This window comes from Shinella sp. 838 (assembly GCF_029623935.1).
Taxonomy (GTDB): Bacteria; Pseudomonadota; Alphaproteobacteria; order Rhizobiales; family Rhizobiaceae; genus Shinella.
Genome location: NZ_JARSBQ010000012.1, coordinates 197,245 through 218,483 on the forward strand (window position 1 = coordinate 197,245; position 21,239 = coordinate 218,483).

The 21,239-nt window shown below is 58.6% G+C and carries 19 protein-coding genes; 11 read left to right on the plus strand and 8 right to left on the minus strand.

The features are described 5' to 3' along the window. Positions 1-3 precede the first annotated feature (3 nt). From P9A16_RS27770 to P9A16_RS27805, 8 genes are all read right to left on the minus strand, one after another. Positions 4-723, minus strand: coding sequence for an SDR family NAD(P)-dependent oxidoreductase (locus P9A16_RS27770; RefSeq protein WP_278026213.1), 720 nt, complete (start codon positions 721-723; stop codon positions 4-6). Continuing rightward, a complete protein-coding gene (locus tag P9A16_RS27775; RefSeq protein ID WP_278026214.1) occupies positions 720-1,820 on the minus strand; it encodes a hypothetical protein in 1,101 nt (366 codons plus the stop codon). The genes P9A16_RS27770 and P9A16_RS27775 overlap by 4 nt, the downstream gene beginning before the upstream one ends. A 66-nt stretch (positions 1,821-1,886) precedes the next feature. Continuing rightward, positions 1,887-3,056, minus strand: a complete 1,170-nt coding sequence (locus tag P9A16_RS27780) for a CaiB/BaiF CoA transferase family protein (RefSeq protein WP_278026215.1) — start codon at positions 3,054-3,056, stop codon at positions 1,887-1,889. 362 nt (positions 3,057-3,418) lie between these two features. Continuing rightward, complete coding sequence (locus P9A16_RS27785; protein ID WP_278026216.1) at positions 3,419-4,252, minus strand: IclR family transcriptional regulator; 834 nt, start codon at positions 4,250-4,252, stop codon at positions 3,419-3,421. Beyond that, positions 4,239-5,015 (minus strand): enoyl-CoA hydratase/isomerase family protein, encoded by a 777-nt coding sequence (locus tag P9A16_RS27790; RefSeq protein ID WP_278026217.1) that lies wholly within the window; start codon positions 5,013-5,015, stop codon positions 4,239-4,241. The genes P9A16_RS27785 and P9A16_RS27790 overlap by 14 nt, the downstream gene beginning before the upstream one ends. Before the next feature lie 12 nt (positions 5,016-5,027). Beyond that, the gene (locus P9A16_RS27795; protein WP_278026218.1) at positions 5,028-6,308 is read right to left on the minus strand and encodes a TRAP transporter large permease; all 1,281 of its coding nucleotides are present in this window, start codon (positions 6,306-6,308) and stop codon (positions 5,028-5,030) included. Next, positions 6,305-6,805 carry a TRAP transporter small permease gene (locus P9A16_RS27800; RefSeq protein WP_278026219.1) on the minus strand — a complete coding sequence of 167 codons (501 nt, stop codon included), beginning with the start codon at positions 6,803-6,805 and terminating at the stop codon, positions 6,305-6,307. Before P9A16_RS27800 ends, P9A16_RS27795 begins: the two co-directional genes overlap by 4 nt. Before the next feature lie 46 nt (positions 6,806-6,851). After that, positions 6,852-7,853, minus strand: a complete 1,002-nt coding sequence (locus P9A16_RS27805; RefSeq protein ID WP_278026220.1) for a C4-dicarboxylate TRAP transporter substrate-binding protein — start codon at positions 7,851-7,853, stop codon at positions 6,852-6,854. A 470-nt stretch (positions 7,854-8,323) separates the two neighbouring features. On the opposite strand from P9A16_RS27805, the gene P9A16_RS27810 reads away from it, so the two are divergent. The 11 genes from P9A16_RS27810 to P9A16_RS27860 all read left to right on the plus strand — a co-directional run bounded on the left by P9A16_RS27810 (position 8,324) and on the right by P9A16_RS27860 (position 21,183). Further along, the gene (locus P9A16_RS27810; RefSeq protein WP_278026221.1) at positions 8,324-9,277 is read left to right on the plus strand and encodes a sugar ABC transporter substrate-binding protein; all 954 of its coding nucleotides are present in this window, start codon (positions 8,324-8,326) and stop codon (positions 9,275-9,277) included. Between the two features lie 72 nt (positions 9,278-9,349). Further along, complete coding sequence (locus tag P9A16_RS27815; RefSeq protein WP_278026222.1) at positions 9,350-10,306, plus strand: ABC transporter permease; 957 nt, start codon at positions 9,350-9,352, stop codon at positions 10,304-10,306. After that, positions 10,303-11,847, plus strand: a complete 1,545-nt coding sequence (locus tag P9A16_RS27820; protein WP_278026223.1) for a sugar ABC transporter ATP-binding protein — start codon at positions 10,303-10,305, stop codon at positions 11,845-11,847. The genes P9A16_RS27815 and P9A16_RS27820 overlap by 4 nt, the downstream gene beginning before the upstream one ends. After that, entirely contained in the window at positions 11,844-12,836 is a 993-nt protein-coding gene (locus P9A16_RS27825; protein ID WP_278026224.1) for an ABC transporter permease, read from the plus strand. Before P9A16_RS27820 ends, P9A16_RS27825 begins: the two co-directional genes overlap by 4 nt. Before the next feature lie 28 nt (positions 12,837-12,864). Next, positions 12,865-14,301: an aldehyde dehydrogenase family protein gene (locus tag P9A16_RS27830; RefSeq protein WP_278026225.1), complete on the plus strand. Its 1,437-nt coding sequence runs from the start codon at positions 12,865-12,867 to the stop codon at positions 14,299-14,301. A gap of 107 nt (positions 14,302-14,408) precedes the next feature. Further along, positions 14,409-14,777 carry a cupin domain-containing protein gene (locus P9A16_RS27835; protein WP_278026226.1) on the plus strand — a complete coding sequence of 123 codons (369 nt, stop codon included), beginning with the start codon at positions 14,409-14,411 and terminating at the stop codon, positions 14,775-14,777. A 174-nt stretch (positions 14,778-14,951) separates the two neighbouring features. After that, the gene (locus P9A16_RS27840) at positions 14,952-15,908 is read left to right on the plus strand and encodes an ABC transporter permease (protein WP_278026227.1); all 957 of its coding nucleotides are present in this window, start codon (positions 14,952-14,954) and stop codon (positions 15,906-15,908) included. A 65-nt stretch (positions 15,909-15,973) separates the two neighbouring features. Then, complete coding sequence (locus P9A16_RS27845) at positions 15,974-17,008, plus strand: sugar ABC transporter substrate-binding protein (RefSeq protein ID WP_278026228.1); 1,035 nt, start codon at positions 15,974-15,976, stop codon at positions 17,006-17,008. Positions 17,009-17,076: 68 nt separating this feature from the next. Continuing rightward, positions 17,077-18,057: an ABC transporter permease gene (locus P9A16_RS27850; protein ID WP_278026229.1), complete on the plus strand. Its 981-nt coding sequence runs from the start codon at positions 17,077-17,079 to the stop codon at positions 18,055-18,057. Next, positions 18,054-19,580, plus strand: a complete 1,527-nt coding sequence (locus P9A16_RS27855; RefSeq protein ID WP_278026230.1) for a sugar ABC transporter ATP-binding protein — start codon at positions 18,054-18,056, stop codon at positions 19,578-19,580. The genes P9A16_RS27850 and P9A16_RS27855 overlap by 4 nt, the downstream gene beginning before the upstream one ends. Next, positions 19,567-21,183 carry a GMC family oxidoreductase gene (locus tag P9A16_RS27860; RefSeq protein WP_278026231.1) on the plus strand — a complete coding sequence of 539 codons (1,617 nt, stop codon included), beginning with the start codon at positions 19,567-19,569 and terminating at the stop codon, positions 21,181-21,183. The genes P9A16_RS27855 and P9A16_RS27860 overlap by 14 nt, the downstream gene beginning before the upstream one ends. Positions 21,184-21,239: the final 56 nt, after the last annotated feature.

Genomic DNA, 21,239 nt, shown 5'->3' on the forward strand with positions numbered 1-21,239 from the left:
GCCTCAGAAGCCGATGGAGTAGCCGTCGTCGACCGGCAGGGCGACGCCGTTGATGTAGCGGGATTCGTCGGAGACCAGGAAGAAAATCGCGCGGGCGACGTCTTCCGGCAGGCCGAAGCGATGCGAGGGGATGCGTGCCTCGATCCGATCACGCCGCGCCGGGTCCTTCGCCAGGATTGCGCGCGTCATGTCAGTTTCGATGAAGCCGGGGCAGACCGCATTGCAGCGGAACCCCATCGGTGCGGCGTCGAGGGCGATCGAGCGTGTCAATCCCACCACGGCGGTCTTGGCTGTGACGTAAGCCGCTGCAGATTGCAATGCCATCAGGCCACCCATCGACGAGATATTGACGATCGCTCCGCCCCGATCTTTCTGAAGTGCTATATACCGGCCGGAGGCCAGGAACATCGCCTTGACATTGATGTCGAGCACGCCGTCGAGCTCGTCCGCGGCCACGTCCCAGACCGGTTTTTTCAGATGCACGCCCGCATTGTTGACGAGGCCGTCGATACGGCCCGCGTTTGCATGGATCGCGTCCAGCCATGAAGTATCACTCCAGTCCGAGAGATTGGCTTCGATCCAATGCAGGTTGTCCTGGGGCAGCGTGTCGAGATCGCCCTTGCTGCGCGATACGGCGTAGACGCTCCAGCCGCGCTCTAGGAAGAGGGCACTTTGGGCGAGGCCCAGCCCCTTGTTGCCCCCGGTAATGATGATGGTCTTCATTCTGCGGCCTTTGTGGTGTGTTTGCAGTAGAGTTGGTTGAGCTGTGCCAGGAAGGCGAATTCGTCCTGATCCTTCAGGAAGAAGTCGGTGATAACCTCGCACACGTCGTCGACGAAAAGCAGGAACCAGGCGTCGCGCGGACGCGTCCAGGCGGTGCGGATGGTCTCGAAGCCACCGTCCATGAAGCCTGCAAAAGAGGGGTCGCGACGGTTGGCAAGCCAGGCGCCGAGATGGGCTGGCTGACCCTGATTGTGCAGATAAACGCCGCCCTGAATGGGCTCGGAAGTGACCCAGGCCGCGAAAGCTTGTGCAGTCTCAGCATTACCGCGCAGGGCCGAGACGCCAATCCCGGCGCCGCCCAGAATGGCGCGGCGTGCGCCTACGCCCGCAAAGACGGGCAGATCGACATAGCGCAGCCGGTGCGGGCGGAAATCGGGGCGCGCATAATTGATATAACCGAACAGGCAAGGCGAGGCGGCAAAGTCGTCGCTGGTGGAGAGCGCCTCCAGCACCTTGATCGGGTTCATCGCCACTGCTTCGGACGGACCGAGCTTGAAGAGCCGCTTGAGGATCGTCAAGGCAAGGATGCCGTTTGCCTCGGAGCAGAATTCGCTTGGGCTGAGCGGCAGGTACTCCTCACCATGCGAGGCGACCAGCGTCAGCATCATATCGAAGGCATCGACCGGCAGAAGCGGGGTCAACAGGCCGAAATGTTTCGCATCGCCGTACAGGATCTGTTCCCAGGTTTTGGGGAATTCGCGGGAAAGGTCGGGCCGGGTCACTGCCATCTGGCAGGCCGCATCGATCGGCCACGCCCAGGACCGTCCTTGCCACTTATAGCATTCCACCGAACCGCCGAGCGAAACCTCGGACGGCATGTCGGGCAGGGGGACGAGGCACCCGCTTTCGGCGATCTGCCCGACATGCGGGTGATCGAGCACGATGAGGTCATATTCGCGCGCCAGGGTCTCGATCGGCACGTCGGCAAAGGCCTGAAGGCTGCGCTTCTCCCAGTGGACGTCCGTACTGGTCTGATTTGCGTAATCTGCTGTTGCCGCGACCAGGCAATCGTAGGCACGCGGATGGTCCCATGTCATTCCCTTAAGTCGCACCAAGGTAATCCCTCCCTAAATGTTAATGCGCGTCCTTGGTTTGAGGGACGGTCAAGTCGAAGCGGGGCTTATTGCGTCCAGGATCTCCGAGGTGTGTGCTCCCAGCCTCGGCGCCCCCCGCGTGGAGGTCAGCGTTCGGCCGTCGAGGCGGAATGGGCAGCGCGTCGTTACCGCCTGCTCTCCGCTTTCGGTTGTGACCGTCTGGAGCGGGTCGAGTGCCTGAAATCCGTCACTCTCCGCGAGCTCCTGCCAGTTCATGACGCGCGCACACCAGATGTCAGCCGGCTCGAGAACGGCCAGCCATTCGGCGGTCGTTTTTGACGCCAGAACTTTTGCGACAACTGGCTTGATCTCGTTCCGGCACGCGAAAGCCTCGGATTGGTCGAAGGTCCCGATCTCCGGACAGCCGAGCAGTTCCGAAAGCCGGGCAAGGGGTGTCATGGCAATGGCCAGATAGCCGTCGGCGGTGGCGTATATGCCGTAGGGCGCGGCGCCATAGAGATTGGCGTTGGCGATCTCGCTGCGCGACGGCCGATTGTCGCCGCGATCATTGAAATACGCGGTCATGGGCTCGAACTGCAGATCGATGGCAGTGGAGAGCAGATCCGCTTCTACTAGGCCGCCGCGACCCGTCGTCGTTCGCCGCAACAGGGCGGCGAGAATTCCCTGCGTCAGGTTAAGCGCGGTGGCGCTGTCGAGAATGGGCAAACCGGCGGGAATAGGCGGGTCGTCGCGGTTGCCCTGAAGCCAGGCGAGACCGGACATCGATTGCACGAGCAGGTCCTGGCCCGGCTTGTCCCGCCAGGGGCCGCTCGTTCCATAGCCCGTTACCCAGCCGTAGACGATGCAGGGATTGATCTTTGCGACAGAGTCGTAGTCGAGCCCGATGCGCTCCATGACGCCCGGTCGGAAATTGTGGATCATCACGTCAGCGGTCGCGACCAGTTGCTTCACTGCTGCGAGATCTGCCTCGACCTTGAGGTCGGCTGCAACGCTGCGCTTGTTACGATTGAAAGTCTGGAAGAGCAGGCTCGATCCGTCGAGATATTGCTCGTTGATTGCGAGAGAGCGGCAGAGATCACCGCCTTGGGGTCGTTCGATCTTGACGACATCCGCCCCGAGATCGGCCAGCCGCATTGCGGCGGCCGGTCCCGCCAGAAATTGTGCGAAGTCAAGCACGCGCATACCCTCAAGGGGTAGGGGAGACGAGGGTTTCGACATAGTATTGCCTCGCAGGCTGTTTTTCTTAAGTGAAAATAGCTTTCACAAACGAAAATTGCAAGTAATTTCCTCATGCGATTTCCAACACGATTCTTGCCAGTTTCTGCTGACGCCTTGGGCGCGGACCAAACCGGTAACGGCTGACGGAATTCAGCGTGAGTGAAGGGGAAATCTCTACGGGCTGGCGCCTTGCGAAACGATCCCGATTTTGCCGGTGGACCGTAATCCCGATATCCGCGCATAGTTTCTTGTTTTCGCGCCTGTGCCATGGCGACGATAGTCGCCGGAACTATGATGCCGGTAGGCCTTTGTCAGACCGAATACGAGCCGCAGGCCAGCTGCGGCTCGGATCAATTTTTACTTCAAATGTTGCTGGCAGGCTCGCTGGAGAGGGCCTCCCGGTACGGGCTTCGTTCGACGTCAAAACCAAGGTCGCGAGACAGTTCGAGTGCCGTCGTCCGAATCTTGCTCAAGGCTTCCTCTGCCGAGACCAGTTGGTTAGGCTGCGCGATATAGCCTGAGGTAATTGCAGCCACGATTCCACGACTGTCGAAAACGGGCGCCGACAGATTTCGAATCCCGTCGACCATCTGGCTCGGTCGGTCCTCATATCCGCGAGAGGCGATCTGGGCAAACCTCGTGGCGGCTTCCTCCCGGTCCGGCGCTTGCAGACGCGCAAGAAAACGCTTCTGCACAGGTTCCTCCGAGAAGGCGAGAATGATCGAGCCCGTCGAGGTTTGTTGCACGGGAAACATCGATCCCGTGCGAACCGAGTAACCTGCCGGGCGAGGGCTTTTGACCGAGGCAAGGATGAGAACGTTCGTGCGATTGAGAATGCCGAGATGGCAGGATTGATCGGTCAGTGCAGCAATACGTTCCAACATCGGGACTGCACGGACCAGAAGCCGCTCGGTCGGCTCGTAGCGATGCGATAGTTCGAAAAGTCGTAACGTCAGACCATAACGATTCGTGCCGACATCCTGCTCAAGATAGCCCCGCTCGCACAAATAGATCACGATACGATAGACCTCGCCCATGGTGCGGTCGAGGCGGTCGATAATTTCGTTCATTGTGAGGCCGTTCGGCTGGTCAGCCAACAGCTCTATTACGTCGAACGCCTTTTCTACCGAGGGTACCGAGGATTTGTTGCGTCGCAGCGGCTTGTCGACCGCCTGTTCGATCTCATCCTTCTCCATTCTCTTCTCGCTTCTCCTTCACGATGCGGTCGCGATCGACCTTTGCGAAGCAAAGTGACATGAGTTCGTTCTCGAAGGAAAGCCCCAACGCGACAGGCATATCCATTGCCGAGCGCACGGCAGCCTTTACTGCCTGCGTCGCAACGGTCGAGTGACCGGCAATCCGGCCTGCGAGTTCGCGGGCCTGTTCGTCTTCCTCGCCTGGCTCGACCAGCATCTCGATCATACCGATGCGATGCGCTTCCTCTGCGTCGAACCGATCGCCGGTCAACAGGAGCCGCATCGCCTGGCCGTAGCCGCACATACGGGTCAGATGCTGGGCGGCGCCGCCGGCGCCGTTCCAGCCCAACGAGACTTCGGGGGCCGAAAAAACGGCGTTGCGTGCGACGACGCGGATGTCGCAGGCAAGCGCGATCTCGAGCCCGCCTCCGAACGCCCATCCTTTCACGGCGGCAATGGCCGGCTTGCGAAGATTTCTGATTGGCGGAATATAATCGACGCGGTTGCGCCATGCCCAAAAGTCTTCGTAGCCTTCCAGAGCCTTTATGTCGGAGCCCGCGCAGAACGCACGCTCGCCGGCACCGCGGAAGATGACGACGCGTATATTCGCATCCGCATCTGCGGCCGCACAGGCTGCGACGATTTGATGGTACATCTCAGGCGTCAGAGCATTGTGTTTTCGCGGTCGATCGAGGACGATCTCCCCCACAGCCCCATTGCGTTCAAGCACTACGCGCCCTTCATTTTCGATTCCTTCCGACATGCGGATAATTCCTTATTGTAATTTCAGGTTTGGCAACCAGAGCGAGATTTCCGGCACATAGGTCAGGATAATCAGCACAGCGAACAGCAGCGCGTAGAAAGGCAGTGAGGCTCGGACGAACCGCCCGATCGGAACCCCGGTGATAGCGCAGGTCGTGAACATTAGTGTTCCCAGCGGCGGCGTCACGCCGGCGATCGTGAGGTTCAAGACCATCACAATGCCGAAATGCACCGGATCGATGCCGAGCTTGGTGACGACGGGAACGAGAATCGGCGTCAGCAAGATGAGAGCCGCGGACCCTTCGACGAACATACCGACCACGATCAGCATAAGGTTGATGATGAGGAGCAGCAGGAGCGGATTGCTCGTTAGGTCGGTCATCCATGCAGCGATGGTGGTGGGGATCCGTTCCCATGTCATATAGAAGCCGAAGGCATTGGCAGCGCAAATCACCATCAAAATGATCGCCGTTGCTTCGGCCGTTTGCTCGAGGATCGGTCGGATATGGGCGAGTTTGAGTTCGCCCTGAAGAATACCGACGATGACGGCGAACAGCACCGCCATTCCCCCGGCTTCCGTCGGCGTGAAATAGCCGAACCGGATGCCCAGCACGATACCGAACGGCACAAGCAGAGCCAGACCTGCACGGCGGAAGACGCGGCCGCGCTCGGACCAACTGACGCGCTTGTCGAACGCCGGAGGCATTACACCCCCCCGCGCCATGTAAGCCACCAGCACCATCATCGCCACGCACAGCAGAATGCCCGGCACGATCCCGGCCAGAAAAAGCTTTCCAATGGAGACGTCGCCCATGAAGCCGTAAAGAATGAGCCCGATGCCGGGGGGTATGATTACGCTGATGATTGAGGAGGAGGCCGTTACCGCGGCGGAAAACCCGAGATCATAGCCTCTCTTTGTCATTTCCGGAACGAGAACCTTCGACTGCATGGCGGCGTCGGCATTGGCCGATCCGGAAACGCCGCCCATCAGCGTCGACAGCATCACGTTCACATGCGCGAGACCCCCGCGCCAGTGACCGGTCATGGCTTCGGCAAGGTCCATCATCCGCCTGGTGATTCCGGCGAAATTCATGACAACCCCGGTCATAACAAAAAGTGGCACCGCGAGAAGCGGGAAGGAATGGGTAACGGCAACCATCCGTTGAATGAAGATTTCGTGCGGCATGGCGCCTGACTGGACGAAGAAGACAAGAGCTGCGATCGCGATCGAAAACGCGACCGGAATGCCGATCAAGAAGCCGAAAAGCAGGACGGCTGCGGGAAATATGGTCACAGTATATCCTCTGTTGTCGCACGGGGCTCGGGTTCCGGCAAGGTGCCAATGAATCGAAGTGCCGCTGTCAGGCACATCACTGCGAAGGAAATGACGGTCGAGGCATAGACGACCGCGAAAGGAATTCGCAGCGCGACCGAAGGACGCGAGGCTCCCTGGATTGTCATTTCGACGCTCAGGAAGGTAGCGTAGGCTAGGAAAACGATCATCGTCAGATCAGCGAAACGCCGGACGAGATAGCTTATTCGCTCCGGCAGCACATCCACGAACAGCGTGATGCGGATGTGTTGGCCGCGCCGGTAGGCGGCCATTCCTCCGATGAACACCACCCAGGTAAAGAGAAAGCCTGACACCTCGCCCGTCCATATCGCTGGGTGGGTCGTGACGTAGCGCGATAAAACGCCCCAAATTACAGCCAGGACGAGCCCAGAAAGCGCGATAAAAATAGCGGCGTTTTCGAGGTGGATAAGAAGTCGAGTGAGTGGATTCGAAAGCAAATTGGCCTCCCGGATGGGGGAGCGGCATTCCGCTCCCCAGCGATGATCAATTGTCAAGGATCTGGCGGATCTGACCATAAAGGCCGGGCGTCCAGGCCGGAAATTTTTCATACACGCCCTTGGTCGCCTCACGGAAAGCTGCCAGGTCAACGTCGCGATTGAAGGTGACGCCTTCTGCTTCCAGTTTGGAAATCCACTCCTCTTCGGAATTCAACATGAGGTCGGTCATGTAGACGCCCGCAGATTCCGCCTCTTCAGATAGGGCGGTGCGGATGTCGTCGGGCAGCGAAGCAAAGTAGTCTGCGTTGATAATCAGTCCGGTGAAGCCTTTGAAGTGACCCGTGAGAGAAATTGTCTTTTTCGCTTCGTAGAGCTTCGCGCCGTAAATCGATGGCAGCGGCGCCTCGGCCGCGTCGACCGTGCCGGTGGATAGTGCCGTATAGACTTCGGCCCATGCGAGCTGAGTCGGCCGTGCACCCATCGCATTGAACGTTTCGACCCACATGATGTTTTCGGGTGTGCGCACCGTCATCCCGCTGGTGTCTGCGGGAGAATGGACTGCCTTGTCGGCGATCATATTGCGGTTGCCGAAGAACCAATTCATTGCCAGAAGCTCCATCCCGCCATTGCTGCGGAGCTTGCCTTTCATGTCGCCGTAGAGGTCCGAAGCGAGGATCTTCTGGAAGTCTCGCGGGTCGTCCATCAGGTAAGGTCCGCCCAGCACGCCAAAGTCCGGCACAAAGTCTGACAGAAAGCCGGGGTCCGAAACGGTGATTATCGGCGCGCCGGCACGAACCTGCTCATAAACCTCGGGGTTGGAGCCAAGCGTGCCGTTCGGAAAGATTTCGATATGAACCCTGCCGTCTGTGCGTTGCTCCACTTTGGAGGCGAATTGCTCCATCGCCTGCTGGATAGGCTCCTTGTCCGATGTCACGTGAGCCAACCGAATTTCATAGTCCGCCGCCATGGCACCGGTGGCAAAAGCCAATATCGCGATGGATGTCGCGCCGATCGCTTTTGCGACCGTCCGATAGATAGATTGTGTCATGCTTGCGCTCCTCTCAGGTTTCAGAATTTTGGTTAAAGCCGCCGCGGAAGCACCTCGGTGCGATCGCCGCGATTAGCGCCATCATCTCGGCACCCCGCGACCAGTCGCCTCAATCTGGTCTAAATGCCGTCAATCGAGCCCGCCCAATAAGGTGTCATCGCGTCCTCCCAGGTCTGACAGCGGCATATCTGGCCCTGTCTGCTGTTTTATCTCGATTACTTCCATATGTCAAAGTAATTTACATATGTGAAAATGGAAATTCCAATTTGGATGGGTGGCCAAAACCCTGACCTGATTTCACGCCTTGACAGCAATACGCGTTTCACTATCGTTGTCATATATGAAAGCATTTTCTGTATGTGAACTCCAAGTGATTGCGATGGAACCGAGTGTTCGGCCGGCCTTGGGCGGAGCCTGATAAATGCAACAAAGCCTTCCCTGGAGGGGGTTAGGCAAGGAGGAGAAAGCGCATGAAAAAATTTTTTGCTGCCGTTGCGGCATTCACTTTCCTGACGAACGCAGGGATCGCGTTTGCCCAGGAAAAGGTACTGGGCCTTTCCGTCGACCAGCTTTTCGAAAGTCGTGTGGGCGTAAACAACGCGATCAAGGCTGAGGCTGAGAAGCTGGGTTACAAGGTAGTTGAGGTCGTTGCCGACGGCGACGCCCAGCAACAGAATGCGCAGGTGCAATCGCTCGTAACGCAGGGCGTCTCCGCCATACTGGTCTGCGCCGTCGATCAGAACACGATCGAGCGTGCGCTCATTGCCGCCGAACGCGCCGGCATTCCGGTCGTGGCTTATGACCGCGACCTGCCGGGCAGCAAGGCGGTCGATGCTTTCGTAGGGCCGGATTCTGTGTCGGATGGCAGACTTGCCGGCCAGCTTATTGCGGAGAAATTGCAGGGCGCAAAGGGTGACGTTGCGGTTTTGGAACTGCTTGGCGCGCTCAACGACCAGAACGGCATCGACCGGTCCAAGGGCTTCAATGAGGCGGTTGCGGAGAACGCCCATGTCAAGGTGCTGCAAATCCCCACCGATTGGGCTTCCGACCGTGCACTGTCGGGAACGCAGAATGCATTTCAGGCAAACCCCGCGATCGCCGCGGTCTTTGCGGCAACCGACACCCATATCCCCGCGGTTGAAACCGTGTTGACAGATCTCGGCAAACTGAAAAAGGCCGGAGAGGAAGGCCATGTAGTCGTTGCGGGAATCAATGGGTCGAACGACGGCTACACGGCAACGGTCAAGGGAATTGCCGACGGTTTTGTCGTGATGGATCTCGCCACCACCGGCACGACGGCCGTGCAATTGGCCGACAAGCTCATAAAGGGTGAGGCGGTCGAAAAGGTGACCCGGATTCCGGGCATCCTCTACACCACGGACACCGCCGAGGCGAACAAGGACAAGATCTGGGGCGCCAAGTAAAACCTCGATTTTGGAGAGGGGGCGGCGTTCGCCCGCCCCTTTCTTGCCTCGGCTCCTGAGGAGGAGATGTCAGTGCAGTCAGATCAGCTCGCGGCCCGTCTGAAGGCTTGGACGCTCCGCTATCCTTCCGTCATTGTCGTTGTACTGCTGTTGGTGACGTTCTCACTGATGTCGCCACATTTCGCCACGCGGACGAATCTGGAGGCCACCCTTGCCGCAAACTCCGTCATTCTGATCGGCGCTGTGGGCATGACTGTGGTCTTCATAGGGGGAGGCATCGATCTGTCCGTGTCTACCGTCATTAGCGCGGGCGCGGTGGTTTCGGGCATCGTCATGGCCGAGACTCAATCCGTTGCGCTGGGTGTTGCCGCGGCAATCGGGGTGGGCGCGGGGTTCGGGCTCCTCAACGGGGTGCTTATCGGCATCTTCGGACTGACGCCCTTTATCACGACAATGGGGACACAACTGATTGCGCGCGGTTTGGCGTTCATTCTCTCAGGAGGCATCGCGGTGAAAGATACGCCCGATGCCATGTTTGATCTGGGTTTTGCCGTTTTTCTTGGCATTCCGGTTATCGCGTGGATCGCTGTCGCTATTCTTGTCGTCGTTGCGACGGCTGTGGGACTGACGACCTGGGGTAGAGATGTCGTCCTCTGCGGAGCCAGCCGCCGCGCGGCACGTTATGCGGGCATCGAAACCCGTAAAATCGACCTTTCGATCTATTTGCTGTCCGGCGTGCTGGCCGGTCTTGCCGGCGTTGTCAGCATCGCCAATCTCGGCAATGCGATACCCGGCGTCGGCGATACCCTTCTCCTTATTACCATCGGCGCTGTCGTCCTTGGTGGTACGTCTATGAACGGTGGAGAGGGGTCGGTCTCCCGAACGTTGATCGGCGTGGCGCTTCTGGCGACACTTACGAGTGGCCTCAATCTTCTCGGCATTCCGTTCTACGACCAGCTCGTCGTTCAGGGTGTCCTTATTTTTCTGGGTGCCGCACTCGGTGGCCGTTTGGCGGGGTATCGAGCATGAGCGCAATGGAAAACCTGATGTCGTCAACGGCGCCCGTCAACCAAGATCCAATTTTCGGCGTGCGCGGCCTGACCAAGAGTTACGGTGCGCGTACTGTTGTCAAAGGTCTCGATTTCGACATCTTCCCTGGCGAAGTCATTGCGCTTCTTGGCGAAAACGGCGCCGGAAAATCCACAACGAAAAACATGATCTGCGGTCTTGTCACGCCGACCGGTGGCGAGATCCGCGTTGATGGTCAGCAGATTTCGAATCCCGGCGACGCTGCACATGGCGTCGGCGCCGTCCACCAGGAACTGAGCCTTTTTTCGACGCTGACCGTTGCCGAGAACATCTGCATAAGCCATCTCCCGGGTCAGGCGTACCGGCTTGATTTGAAGGCCATGCGTCATCTTGCGCTCGACCAGCTCGCGCTCTTGGGTGTGGACCTCGATCCCGACGCGCTGGTGGAGTCGCTCGGCGCCGGACAGCAGCAAATTGTCGAGATCGCAAAGGCGCTTCTGGGCGCGAGCCGGCTCCTTATTCTCGATGAACCAACTACGTCGCTGACGGCGCCCGAGCGGGAGAAACTCTTCTCCATCATCGACACCCTAACGAAACGCGGTTTGGCCATCGTTTTCATCTCGCATTTCATGGATGAGGTGATGCGGATTTCCGATCGTTACGTCGTGCTGCGCGATGGGGAGCAGATTGCGCAAGGGCTTATTGCGGACACGCCGCGCGCCGAGCTTGAAGCGATGATGGTCGGGAGGGCTATCGGCGCGGATGGCGCTACGCTGACACCCCATTCGGTGGATGAGGCGCTGGGTGTTGCTGGCCTTTCGTCGCCTGATTTTCACGATATTTCTTTCTCCGTCGCACGGGGTGAGATCCTAGGGCTTTCTGGGTTGATGGGCGCGGGACGCACCGAAGTGGCCGAGGCGATTTTCGGCTTGCGTCCAGTGACAGGTGAAGTTCGCGTGGACGGGCGAAGAATAGTACCCTTGACGGTGCAGTCGATGAAGGACGCCGGAGTTGCCTACTTGCCCGAAGACCGGCGCGGGAACGGCCTTTTCCTGGGACGGCCGGTCCGTGAAAACATTTCCGCCGGTGTGCTTCACCATCTGATTGACCGCATCATTCCCGGCTTCGGCTATCGCGGCGAGCGACGTGCGACAGAACAGGTCGCGCGGTCGGTGCACCTCTCCGCGCCGCATATTGAAGCGCCGATCAGCGCACTCAGTGGCGGCAATCAGCAGAAGGCCCTCTTTGGCCGCTGGTTGGCAATGAAGCCCAAGGTCTGCATTCTCGATGAACCTACCAAGGGCGTCGATATTGCAGCGCGGGCGGAGATCCATGATCAGATCGTTCGGCTTGCCGCCGCCGGGGTCGCGGTCATTGTAATTTCGTCCGATCTTCCCGAACTCATCCAGATCGCACACCGGATCGGGGTCATTCGTGCCGGCCATCTTGTGGGCTTCGTCGACCGAGCCGACTTCGATCCAGTCCGGATCATCTCGCTCGCCGCCGCGTCAGCGCAAACCGGCAAGGGAGGAAACCCATGAGGCCGACCGGAGTCATGGCAGGCAAGGGCTGGGCGCCGATTTCCATCGCAACGCTCATTCTTTGCGCCACGCTGGCGGTGGTCTCTCCGGCGTTCCTCACCGTCTCAAACCTGCAATCGGTGCTGATCCAGTCGAGCGTAACAGGCATAATGGCGGTAGGGATGACCTTCGTCATCGTCGCGGGGGGAATTGATATTTCAATTGGGGCGATTCTGTTTCTGACGGCTGCGTTGTTCGCAAAACTCCTGTTCGATCACGGCTCCTTCCTGCTGGCTATTAGCATCGCCGGGGTATCTTGCGCATCGCTTGGTCTCATCAATGGACTGCTGGTCACATCGTTCCGCTGTCCGCCACTCATCACCACGCTTGCGACTTACTCGATCTACCGCGGTATCGCGATTCATATGACAGAAGCCGCGAACATTCCGGTAGGCCGCGAATACGGCTTCATTGGCAATGGAAAGATCTTCGGGCTGCCAGTGCCAATCCTGTTCCTGATTGCGATTGCAGCAATCGGCACCTATGTGATGACCCGGACGCGGTTCGGAATCCATGTCCGCGCGATTGGCAATTCGAGGCGCTCCGCCGAGGAAACGGCATTGCCCATCATACGAGTTACAATCGTCACCTATGTTATCGCAGGCGTGCTGGCGGGACTTGGTGCGATTATGTTGATCGCGCGCGTCGGAGGTTTGCAAGGCAATCTCGGCATTGGAATAGAATTCACCGTAATCGCTGCCACGGTGCTTGGCGGAACGAAGCTCGCCGGCGGCACGGGTACCATCCTCGGCAGCGTTATCGGCGCGGTATTCCTCGTCATTATTGATAACGGGCTGAACCTCGCCAACGCCTCTCCGTTTGTCTACGACCTCGTGCGAGGATGCATTCTGTTGGCGGCGGTTGTGACGGACCGGGCATCACAGATACGGCAGGGACGTGTGCGGACGGCCGCGCGTCAGGCACGGGTTGCGGCACGTGCCATGAGTTGAAACACAAGAAAGCCTCGGGAGGTTGGGAATGAATTACTATCGCTGCTTTATTGACGGCGAATGGACCGACGGCTCGGCCAACAAGCGGCTTCCCGTTGAAGATCCGGCGACGGGAGAAAGCTGGGCCGAAGTGGCCGTCTGCTCGACGGACGATGTGGCGCGAGCGATAGAAACCGCGGCGGCTGCGCAGAAAAAATGGGCTGCCTTGACCCCACTCGCTCGCGCGGATCACATTTACCGGATCTGCGCGGCGCTCGCCGATGAAAAGGATCACTTTGCCCGGTTGCTGGTCCGCGAGCAGGGGAAGACCCTCACGGAAGCGGAGTTCGAGGTCGATGACACGATCCGCTACATGACCTATGCCGCGGAGGCGGCGCGGCGCATCACTGGAGAAATCCTTCCCGCCGATGCCCCCGGCGAACAGCTTTACATCTACCGCGCGCCCTACGGCGTCACGATCGGCCTTTGTGCCTACAATTATCCGCTGGCCCTGATTGGCCGGAAAGTAGGGCCGGCGCTCGTCACTGGCAATACGATGGTGATCAAGCCGCATGAGGCCACCCCCGTTACGGCCTCGGAATTTTGCCGCATTTGTGAAAAGGCTGGATTGCCCAGAGGTGTCGTCAATATGGTCAACGGCGTCGGGACCGAAGTGGGTGCGGCACTGGTATCCCATCCCCTGACGCGCATGGTCACGCTGACCGGCTCGATCCGGGCCGGACAGGGTGTTGCGGCTGCGGCGTCCAAGAATCTTGCCGCCCTGTCGCTCGAGCTTGGGGGCAAGGCGCCCTTCATCGTCCTGAAGGATGCGGATATCGATGCGGCGGTAGAGGCGGCTGCGATTGCGCGATATGCCAATTGTGGTCAGGTCTGCATCTGCGCCGAAAGTGTTTTGGTAGAGGATGCCATCGCCGATGAATTCACCGATAAGCTGATGAAGCGGGTGGGTCAGGTTCGGCCGGGCAATCCGATGACCAATGCCGGAATGGGGCCGCTTACGACACCCGGTGCGCTCTCGCGTGTCGAAGATATGGTGGCGCGATCCGTAGCGGAGGGTGGCGAGGTTGTGATCGGCGGCAGCCGCCCGCAGGGCGCGGCGTTCGAACGTGGCAACTGGTATGCCCCAACGCTGGTGCTGAATGCCGCGCCGCATAATACTCTCGTCCAAGAAGAGATTTTCGGTCCCGTGCTGCCCGTGGTGCGCGTCGGTGGCTGGGATGAGGCACTGACCGTTGCCAACGATCAGCCATTTGGTCTCTCTGCCTATCTCTGGACCCGTGACGCCGGCATCTACATGGACGCAGTCAATCGGATGGAGACCGGTACGATTTTCCTCAACAAGGGAATCGTCGGTTACGTGCAGGCATACCACAATGGCCACAAGCTCTCGGGTCTGGGCGGCGAGGACGGGACTCACGGGCTCGAAGGTTACATGCAAAAGCGCACGGTTTACATGAAGTATTGATCTTAGCGGACGCGAGCGAAGCAAGCTCAACGGACGAGCGGATCGGCATGGTCAGGGAGGAATGTGTGATGCGGGACGGAGCGAGCAGTTGGCACGGCAACATACACATGATCACGGACAACGGAGGCGCGCTGTCGGTTGCAACGGCAGCGGCGGATCGGCTCACACCGGCCGACGGCCTCAACCTCGACTATAGCAGCATCGCCGAACTTGCGGGTCAGGGTATCACGATTGCCCGAGGACACGTCGCCGCCGGGGCATCGGTGCCTCCGCACGCTGCGCCGACAACATATGCGCTTTTTGTGCTTCGCGGCGCTGGCATCCTGACGCTGCATGCAGCCGATGATGCACAGACGGCCGAGATCGCCTTCAAACCTGGCGATCTGATCGTTTTTCCGCCGAATGCAAAACACGGTTGGGTAAATGGCGACGACGCATTCGAATGGTTTGGCGTGGACATCGCACCGCGCGGCTGAAGAGCCTCCTCCCCTTTTCAGTCGAGCGCCTCCCGGTTTCCGACCGGGGGGCGTTTTTTTCTGTCGGCACTGAGGCGATGACGGAATTCATCGCATTTAATAAATTCCATATTACAAAGTAACTTTCATATGCGGATTTTATGTGCTACTCAATATCTAGGGGGGAGAACAAAAATGAACTCTTTCGGCAGACTGCTTCGGGAAAAAAGCATCATCTTTGTTACGATCGGGTGCTGCATAGCCTTCGCCCTGATCAGCCCAAGATTTCTGAGCATCGACAACGTGACGGCGATTTCCCGCCAGATCGTCCCCATCGGGCTTATTGCGCTCGGCCAGTTTTTTGTCGTCGTATCCGGAAACATAGATCTGTCCATGGGCATGGGATCTGTCTTTTTCGCGATCGTTTTAGGAGTGATATTCGGCCTGAGTGGCGGTGTCGGCCTCGGCGTCGTCGCGGTGATTATCTGTTCGCTGGCGCTTGGCTTCTTCAACGGCTATCTCGTCGCGAAGCTCAAATTGCCGGCATTTATAACGACACTCGCAACGCTGTTCATCGCGCAGGGACTCTCCGGCCTCATTATTCCACGCGGCCAGCAAATCTTTCTCGTCGGCGATTTTTTTCGTGTTGTCGGAGCAGGAAAGTTTGCGGGGATTTACCTCTCTTTCCTCTTCCTCGTATTGCTCTTTGCTGCCGCGTATTTCGTCTACAATCACACCCGCTGGGGCAGCTACGTCATTGCCATCGGCAACAACGAGCAAAATGCCAAACTTGCTGGCATCAACACCGAGTTAGTGAAGATCGGTATTTTCATGTTTTCGGCGCTTTGTAGCGGGCTTGCCGGCATCATGCTTTCAACCCGGATGGGCTTCGTTCAGCCTGGGCTGGACGGCAATGGGCTGCTTCTCGACGGAATTGCGGCGATCATTATCGGCGGTACGCTGATCCTTGGAGGACGGGGAACCATCGGCGGCGCTTTTTGGGGCCTGCTGTTCATCGGCGTCATCAACAATGCACTCAACCTGCTCAATGTCGAAGATGTATGGCACCTCGTTTTCAAGGGGCTCGTCATACTCTTTGCGCTCGGAATCAACTGGATAGTTTGGCAGTCGCGCCAAGTGGAGAGCCACTAAGGGGCTCCCGCGCTACGACATCTCGATCTCGCATTTTCATTCGGCTGAAAAAGGAGGATAAACCGATGAAGACAAGAACGAAATTCCTTGGGGGGCTTATTGCCGCAAGTCTAGCGTTGCCAGCGGCAGTGATGGCCGATGACGACAAACTCAACATCGTATTCATTAACGACGGGCATGTCGCGCCGTACCATGTCGCCTGGCTGAGTGGATTCGAGGATGCGATCAAGGCCTATGACGAAGCGTTTCCGGACATCAAGATTACCGGCAAGTGGCTGAGCGCCGAAGGCAGCCTGGAGAAAATGATCCAGCAGGCTGAGGTGACGATCAACGAAAAGCCCGACGTGATGTTCGTCAACGCCATCAACGTCGCAGCATTCGAGCCGCTGGTAAAGAAGGCTCATGATGCGGGGATCACCTGGATCGCGGTGCATTCGCCCATGGATAGCGCCGACTACAGCTTCACCCTCGGCGACATCGAAAACGGCAAGAACCAGGGGATGGCCATGTGCGCTCTTTCGGGGGGGCAGCCGTTCAAGGTTGGGGTCATGCTGGGGCAGGCCGGCAATCCGTCAGGTGAAGCGCGGCGCGAGGGTATTCTCGAGGGCATAAAGACCTGCAGCAACGTCGAAGTCGTCGCCGAGCAGCCGGCCGACTGGGATACCGTCAAGGCACAGTCGATTGCGGAAAACTGGCTAACCCAATTCCCGGATCTCAATGCAATCTCCGGCGTAACCGACGCCTATCTTTACCCGTCGCTTGCGATTGCCCAAAATTCGGGCCGAGACCTCCAATTCTACGGCTATGACGGCGACATCCCTATCATGCAGCAGATGAATGGAGGCCCGGTCATGGCCGATATTCTGCTTTCCGGTACTCGGGAGGGCTGGAACTTCGTGCAAATGGCCTACCGGATCCACAAGGGAGAAAAGCCCGAAAAGGTCTACGATTTCTTCACTCCGCTTGTCATGACAAAGGAAAACCACGAAAAAGCCATGGCGAACGGCTTCCCCAACGACGTCGAAGTCTATGATGTCGACAGGGCTCTGGAAGTCGCCGAGAAGGGCTTCCTCGAATTTGGGCCTGACTCGGTCAAATAAGCGTCCTGAGATCCGCCTGCCGAAAGGTTGCTTTCGGCAGGTCATTTCCTGTGCAGGAAGGGCAGTAAATGACCAGTACCTCGATCGAGGGCAAGAAGCCGGGGAAGGGCGCGTTGAATTCGACCGAAATGCGCTATCTGGTGCTTTTGGGTCTGATCGTGCTTGCGGCTGTCAGCTTCGGCGTTGCCAATGATAATTTCTTTTCGCTCGTAAATATCGGCATCCTGCTCCGGTCCATCGCCGTCCTGTTCCTGTTGTCGATGGGCATGACAATTGTCATGCTGACCGGCGGGATCGATCTGAGCGTCGGTTCGAACGTAGCGTTCTCCGGCGGGATCGGCGTTGTCGTCCTTGGGGCAACGGGGAGTGCTGTGCTCGGATTCCTGGCGGCGCTGGGCGCCGGAATGGCGATTGGTGCAATCAACGGCGTGTTTATCGGCCGGCTCAGATTGTCCGCCTTCATGGTCACGCTGGCGACGTTTGCGTTGGCGCGAGGGTTGGCGCTGGTGCTCTACAAGGCCGATTCCATAGCTGTTACAGACAGTGTCTTTCTTTGGCTCGGCGGTACGAGCTGGGGCAATATCCCCGTGGTGATTCCGTTCGTCGGATTGGCCTTCATCGCCCTGTCGGTCGTCCTCTACGGATCGACCTTCGGGCGCGACGTCTATGCGACCGGTGCCAATTACAACACGTCCTACGTGCTTGGCCGCCGTCCCGGTCGCACCCTTATCTGGGTCTACGTACTCTCGGGCTTCCTCGCGGGTCTGTCAGCCATCATCACAGTCGGGCGGGTGTCCTCGGGGCAGCCCTGGGCGGGTCTTTATCTGGAGTTCGATGCCATCACGGCGGTCATCCTTGGCGGTACGTCGCTCTCCGGCGGCCGTGGTCGCCTGTTGGGTACCATTCTCGGCGTTTTGCTTTACGGAATCATCGTCAACGGCCTGGTGCTGACCGGCACGAATCCGTTTCTTCAAAGTCTGATCAAGGGCCTCATCCTGTTGGGTGTCGTCCTGCTCGACACGATGACACAACGAGGAAAACCGGCATGAGTGACAACCGCATCGACATGAAGGGGATCGGCAAAAGCTTCTTCGAAACGCGAGCTTTGGAAGGCGTGGATTTTTCCTGCCTGGCCGGAGAAGTTCACGCATTGGTCGGTCTTAATGGTGCCGGAAAATCGACGTTGATGAAGGTGCTGGGCGGTGTGATCCAGGGCGATCAAGGCACAATTGAATTCAACGGTAAGTCGATCGAAATCGCTCAACCCGCGGCGGCGACGGAAATCGGGATCTCGATGATCCACCAGGAATATTCGTTGATCAATGAACTCAGCGTAACCGCCAACATCTTCCTCGGTCGGGAAATTCGCCGTGGGAAATCGCCGGTACTGGATAAGGGCGAGATGAAGCGGCAGGTGAGGGCACAGCTCGAGCGGTTTGGTATCGCGCTTAATCCGGATCTGCCCATTCGCGAATTGAACTCGGGCGAAAAACAGATCGTCGAGATCATCCGCGCGCTGATGTCGAATAGCTGGCTGATCGTCATGGATGAACCGACATCGGCGCTTTCCGAAGGCGACAAGGAGCGACTGTTTCGCTTCATCCACAGGATGAAATCCGAGGGGATCTCGATCGTCTATATCTCGCATCACATGCCGGAAATCTTCAGCATTGCCGACCGCGTGACGGTCATGCGCGATGGCCGAATCGTCCTGTCCGAGCCCACCGGCGCCACGCGCGAAGCGACCGTCATCCAAGCGATGACCGGAAAGGAGCTCGAGCATTTTGAAAAGCCGCACAAGGACAATCTGGGCGATTTGCTGTTATCGGTGCGCGGACTTAACAAGCCGGGCGCATTCGACGATGTCAGTTTCGATCTGATGCGTGGCGAAATTCTGGTGATGACCGGACTTCGCGGCTGTGGGGCTCCGGAAATCGCCAAATGTATCTACGGGCTCGATGCCGATTATTCCGGTGACGTCGCCTACAACGGACGCGGGCTGCGACCGGGGCGGGGCCCTGCGACCGCCGTTTCGGATGGCATGGGTCTGGTGACCGAAAATCGCGACAGAAACGGCATTCTGCCCATCCTTTCCGTGCGCGACAACATTGCACTTCCGTTTCTCGAAAAATGCGCCAGACTTGGACTGATCAATGCTTCCGGTGTGGAGAGCTTGGTCAATAGAGCCATTCGTGAAACGTCCACGAAAACGGCGTCGCCGGATCAGGAAATCCGCTTCCTCTCCGGTGGAAACAAGCAGAAGATCTGTTTTTCGAGATGGCTCGACAACGACCTCGAATTGCTGATTTTGCTTGAGCCCACACGCGGGATCGACGTCCACGCCAAGGCGGATATCTACCGGATCATCGAAAGGCTTGCCAAAAACGGGGTCGGCATTCTGATCCTGTCCTATGAAATCGACGAAGTCATCATACTAGCCGACCGTGTGCTGACCTTTTACCAAGGTCGACGGATTGGCGAATACCGTCACCCCCATTTCGACAAGCAGCGAATGCTGGGCGACATGGCCGGAACGGACCTGACTGGAGCAAAGCTCGATGAATACATATGACCACATTGTCGCAGGCGGCGGGTCCGCGGGCTGTGTCGCTGCGTGGCAACTGGTCCGCGCCGGTCGGAAAGTCTTGCTTATCGAGGGAGGGCACTGGCACCGGCATCCCCTGCTGGACATGCCGCCCGGTGTGTTCAAGCTTCTCAAGAACGGGTCGAAATTCTTTAAGATCTATGAATCGGTTCCGCAGGAACAGTTGGGCGGTCGAACGACCGAGATTCCGCAGGGAAACGTGCTGGGCGGCGGATCGTCGGTAAACGGCCAAGCCTATGTGCGCGGGCGGCCATCCGACTACGACAACTGGCACGAGATCCTGCGCGGCAACAATGACGCCGCCAGCTGGGCCTGGAAGGATGTACTTCCGCACTTCAAGCGACTGGAGGGCAACCTGCACTTCAACAACGACCTTCATGGCGCCGATGGACCACTTGTGGTTTCCGAACCGGGGCAGGTCAACGAGATGGCGCGCTGGTTCGTTCAGGCATTGCAGGCACAGGGTGAACCCTTCAACCCGGACTTCAACGGGCCGACACAGCGCGGCGCCGGCTATTTTCAGTTCACGTACAACAAGGGGCAGCGCATATCCGCCGCCTATGCATTCATCGAACCACTCAAAGACGATCCGAACCTGACGCTCAAGCTGGAAGCATCGGTACACAAGATCATCATCGAGAATGGCCGTGCCGTAGGCGTTATCTACAAGGATCGCACGGGCGTTCACAAGGTGCGTGCGGATGGCGATGTGATCGTGAGTTCCGGGGCCTATGTCACGCCAAAAATCCTGATGTTGTCGGGGCTTGGACCTGCGGCCCATCTTGCTGAGCACGGGATCGATGTCGTCGCGGATCTGCCAGGTGTCGGCCAGAACCTTAATGACCATCCCGATGTATCAATCGTGGCACGGGCCAACGGCCCCTACGGCTACTTCGGCCAGGACCGTGGCTGGAACATGATCCGCAACGGGCTGCAATTCAAGCTGTTCGGTACCGGGCCGATCACCACCACCGGTCTGGAAGCCGCCTGTTTCGTCAATCCGACCGAGCCGGACGCGGCCCCAACCCATGAAGCCTATTGCATCCCCATCCTTTATCTGCCGCCGGACATGCTGGAGCCGGAAGGCGATGGTCACGGGGTCTCGATCCAGATTGTGCTGTTGCAACCCTATTCCAGGGGTGAAGTGCGCCTGGCATCGGCGGATCCGGACGCGATGCCGATGATATCACCGAATTTTCTCAAAGATCCGCGCGACCTCGATGCCATGGTCACGGGCTTGCGCTATTTCCGGAAAACGCTGGAAACCAGGCCCTTGGCCGACCGGCTCGACCGCATCATCGCGCCGGACCCGGCGGATTTTTCCGACGAAGCTTTGGCCGCCCACTGCCGTAAAATGGTCAAGACGAACTTCCATCCGGCCGGTACCGCCAAGATGGGGGCGGACGGCGACCGGATGGCCGTGCTGGATGCCAGGATGCGGGTCCGTGGCGTGGACGGCCTGTGCGTCTGCGACATGTCGGCTGTGCCGGAAATTCCCGCCGGAAATACCAATGCTCCGGCAATGATGCTGGGCGATCGCTGTGCCGAATTCGTTCTCGGGAATCTGTAATGTCACGCGGGTCGCCTGGTGCAACGCGGATCCGCAAGACACAATTGGCTCGACAC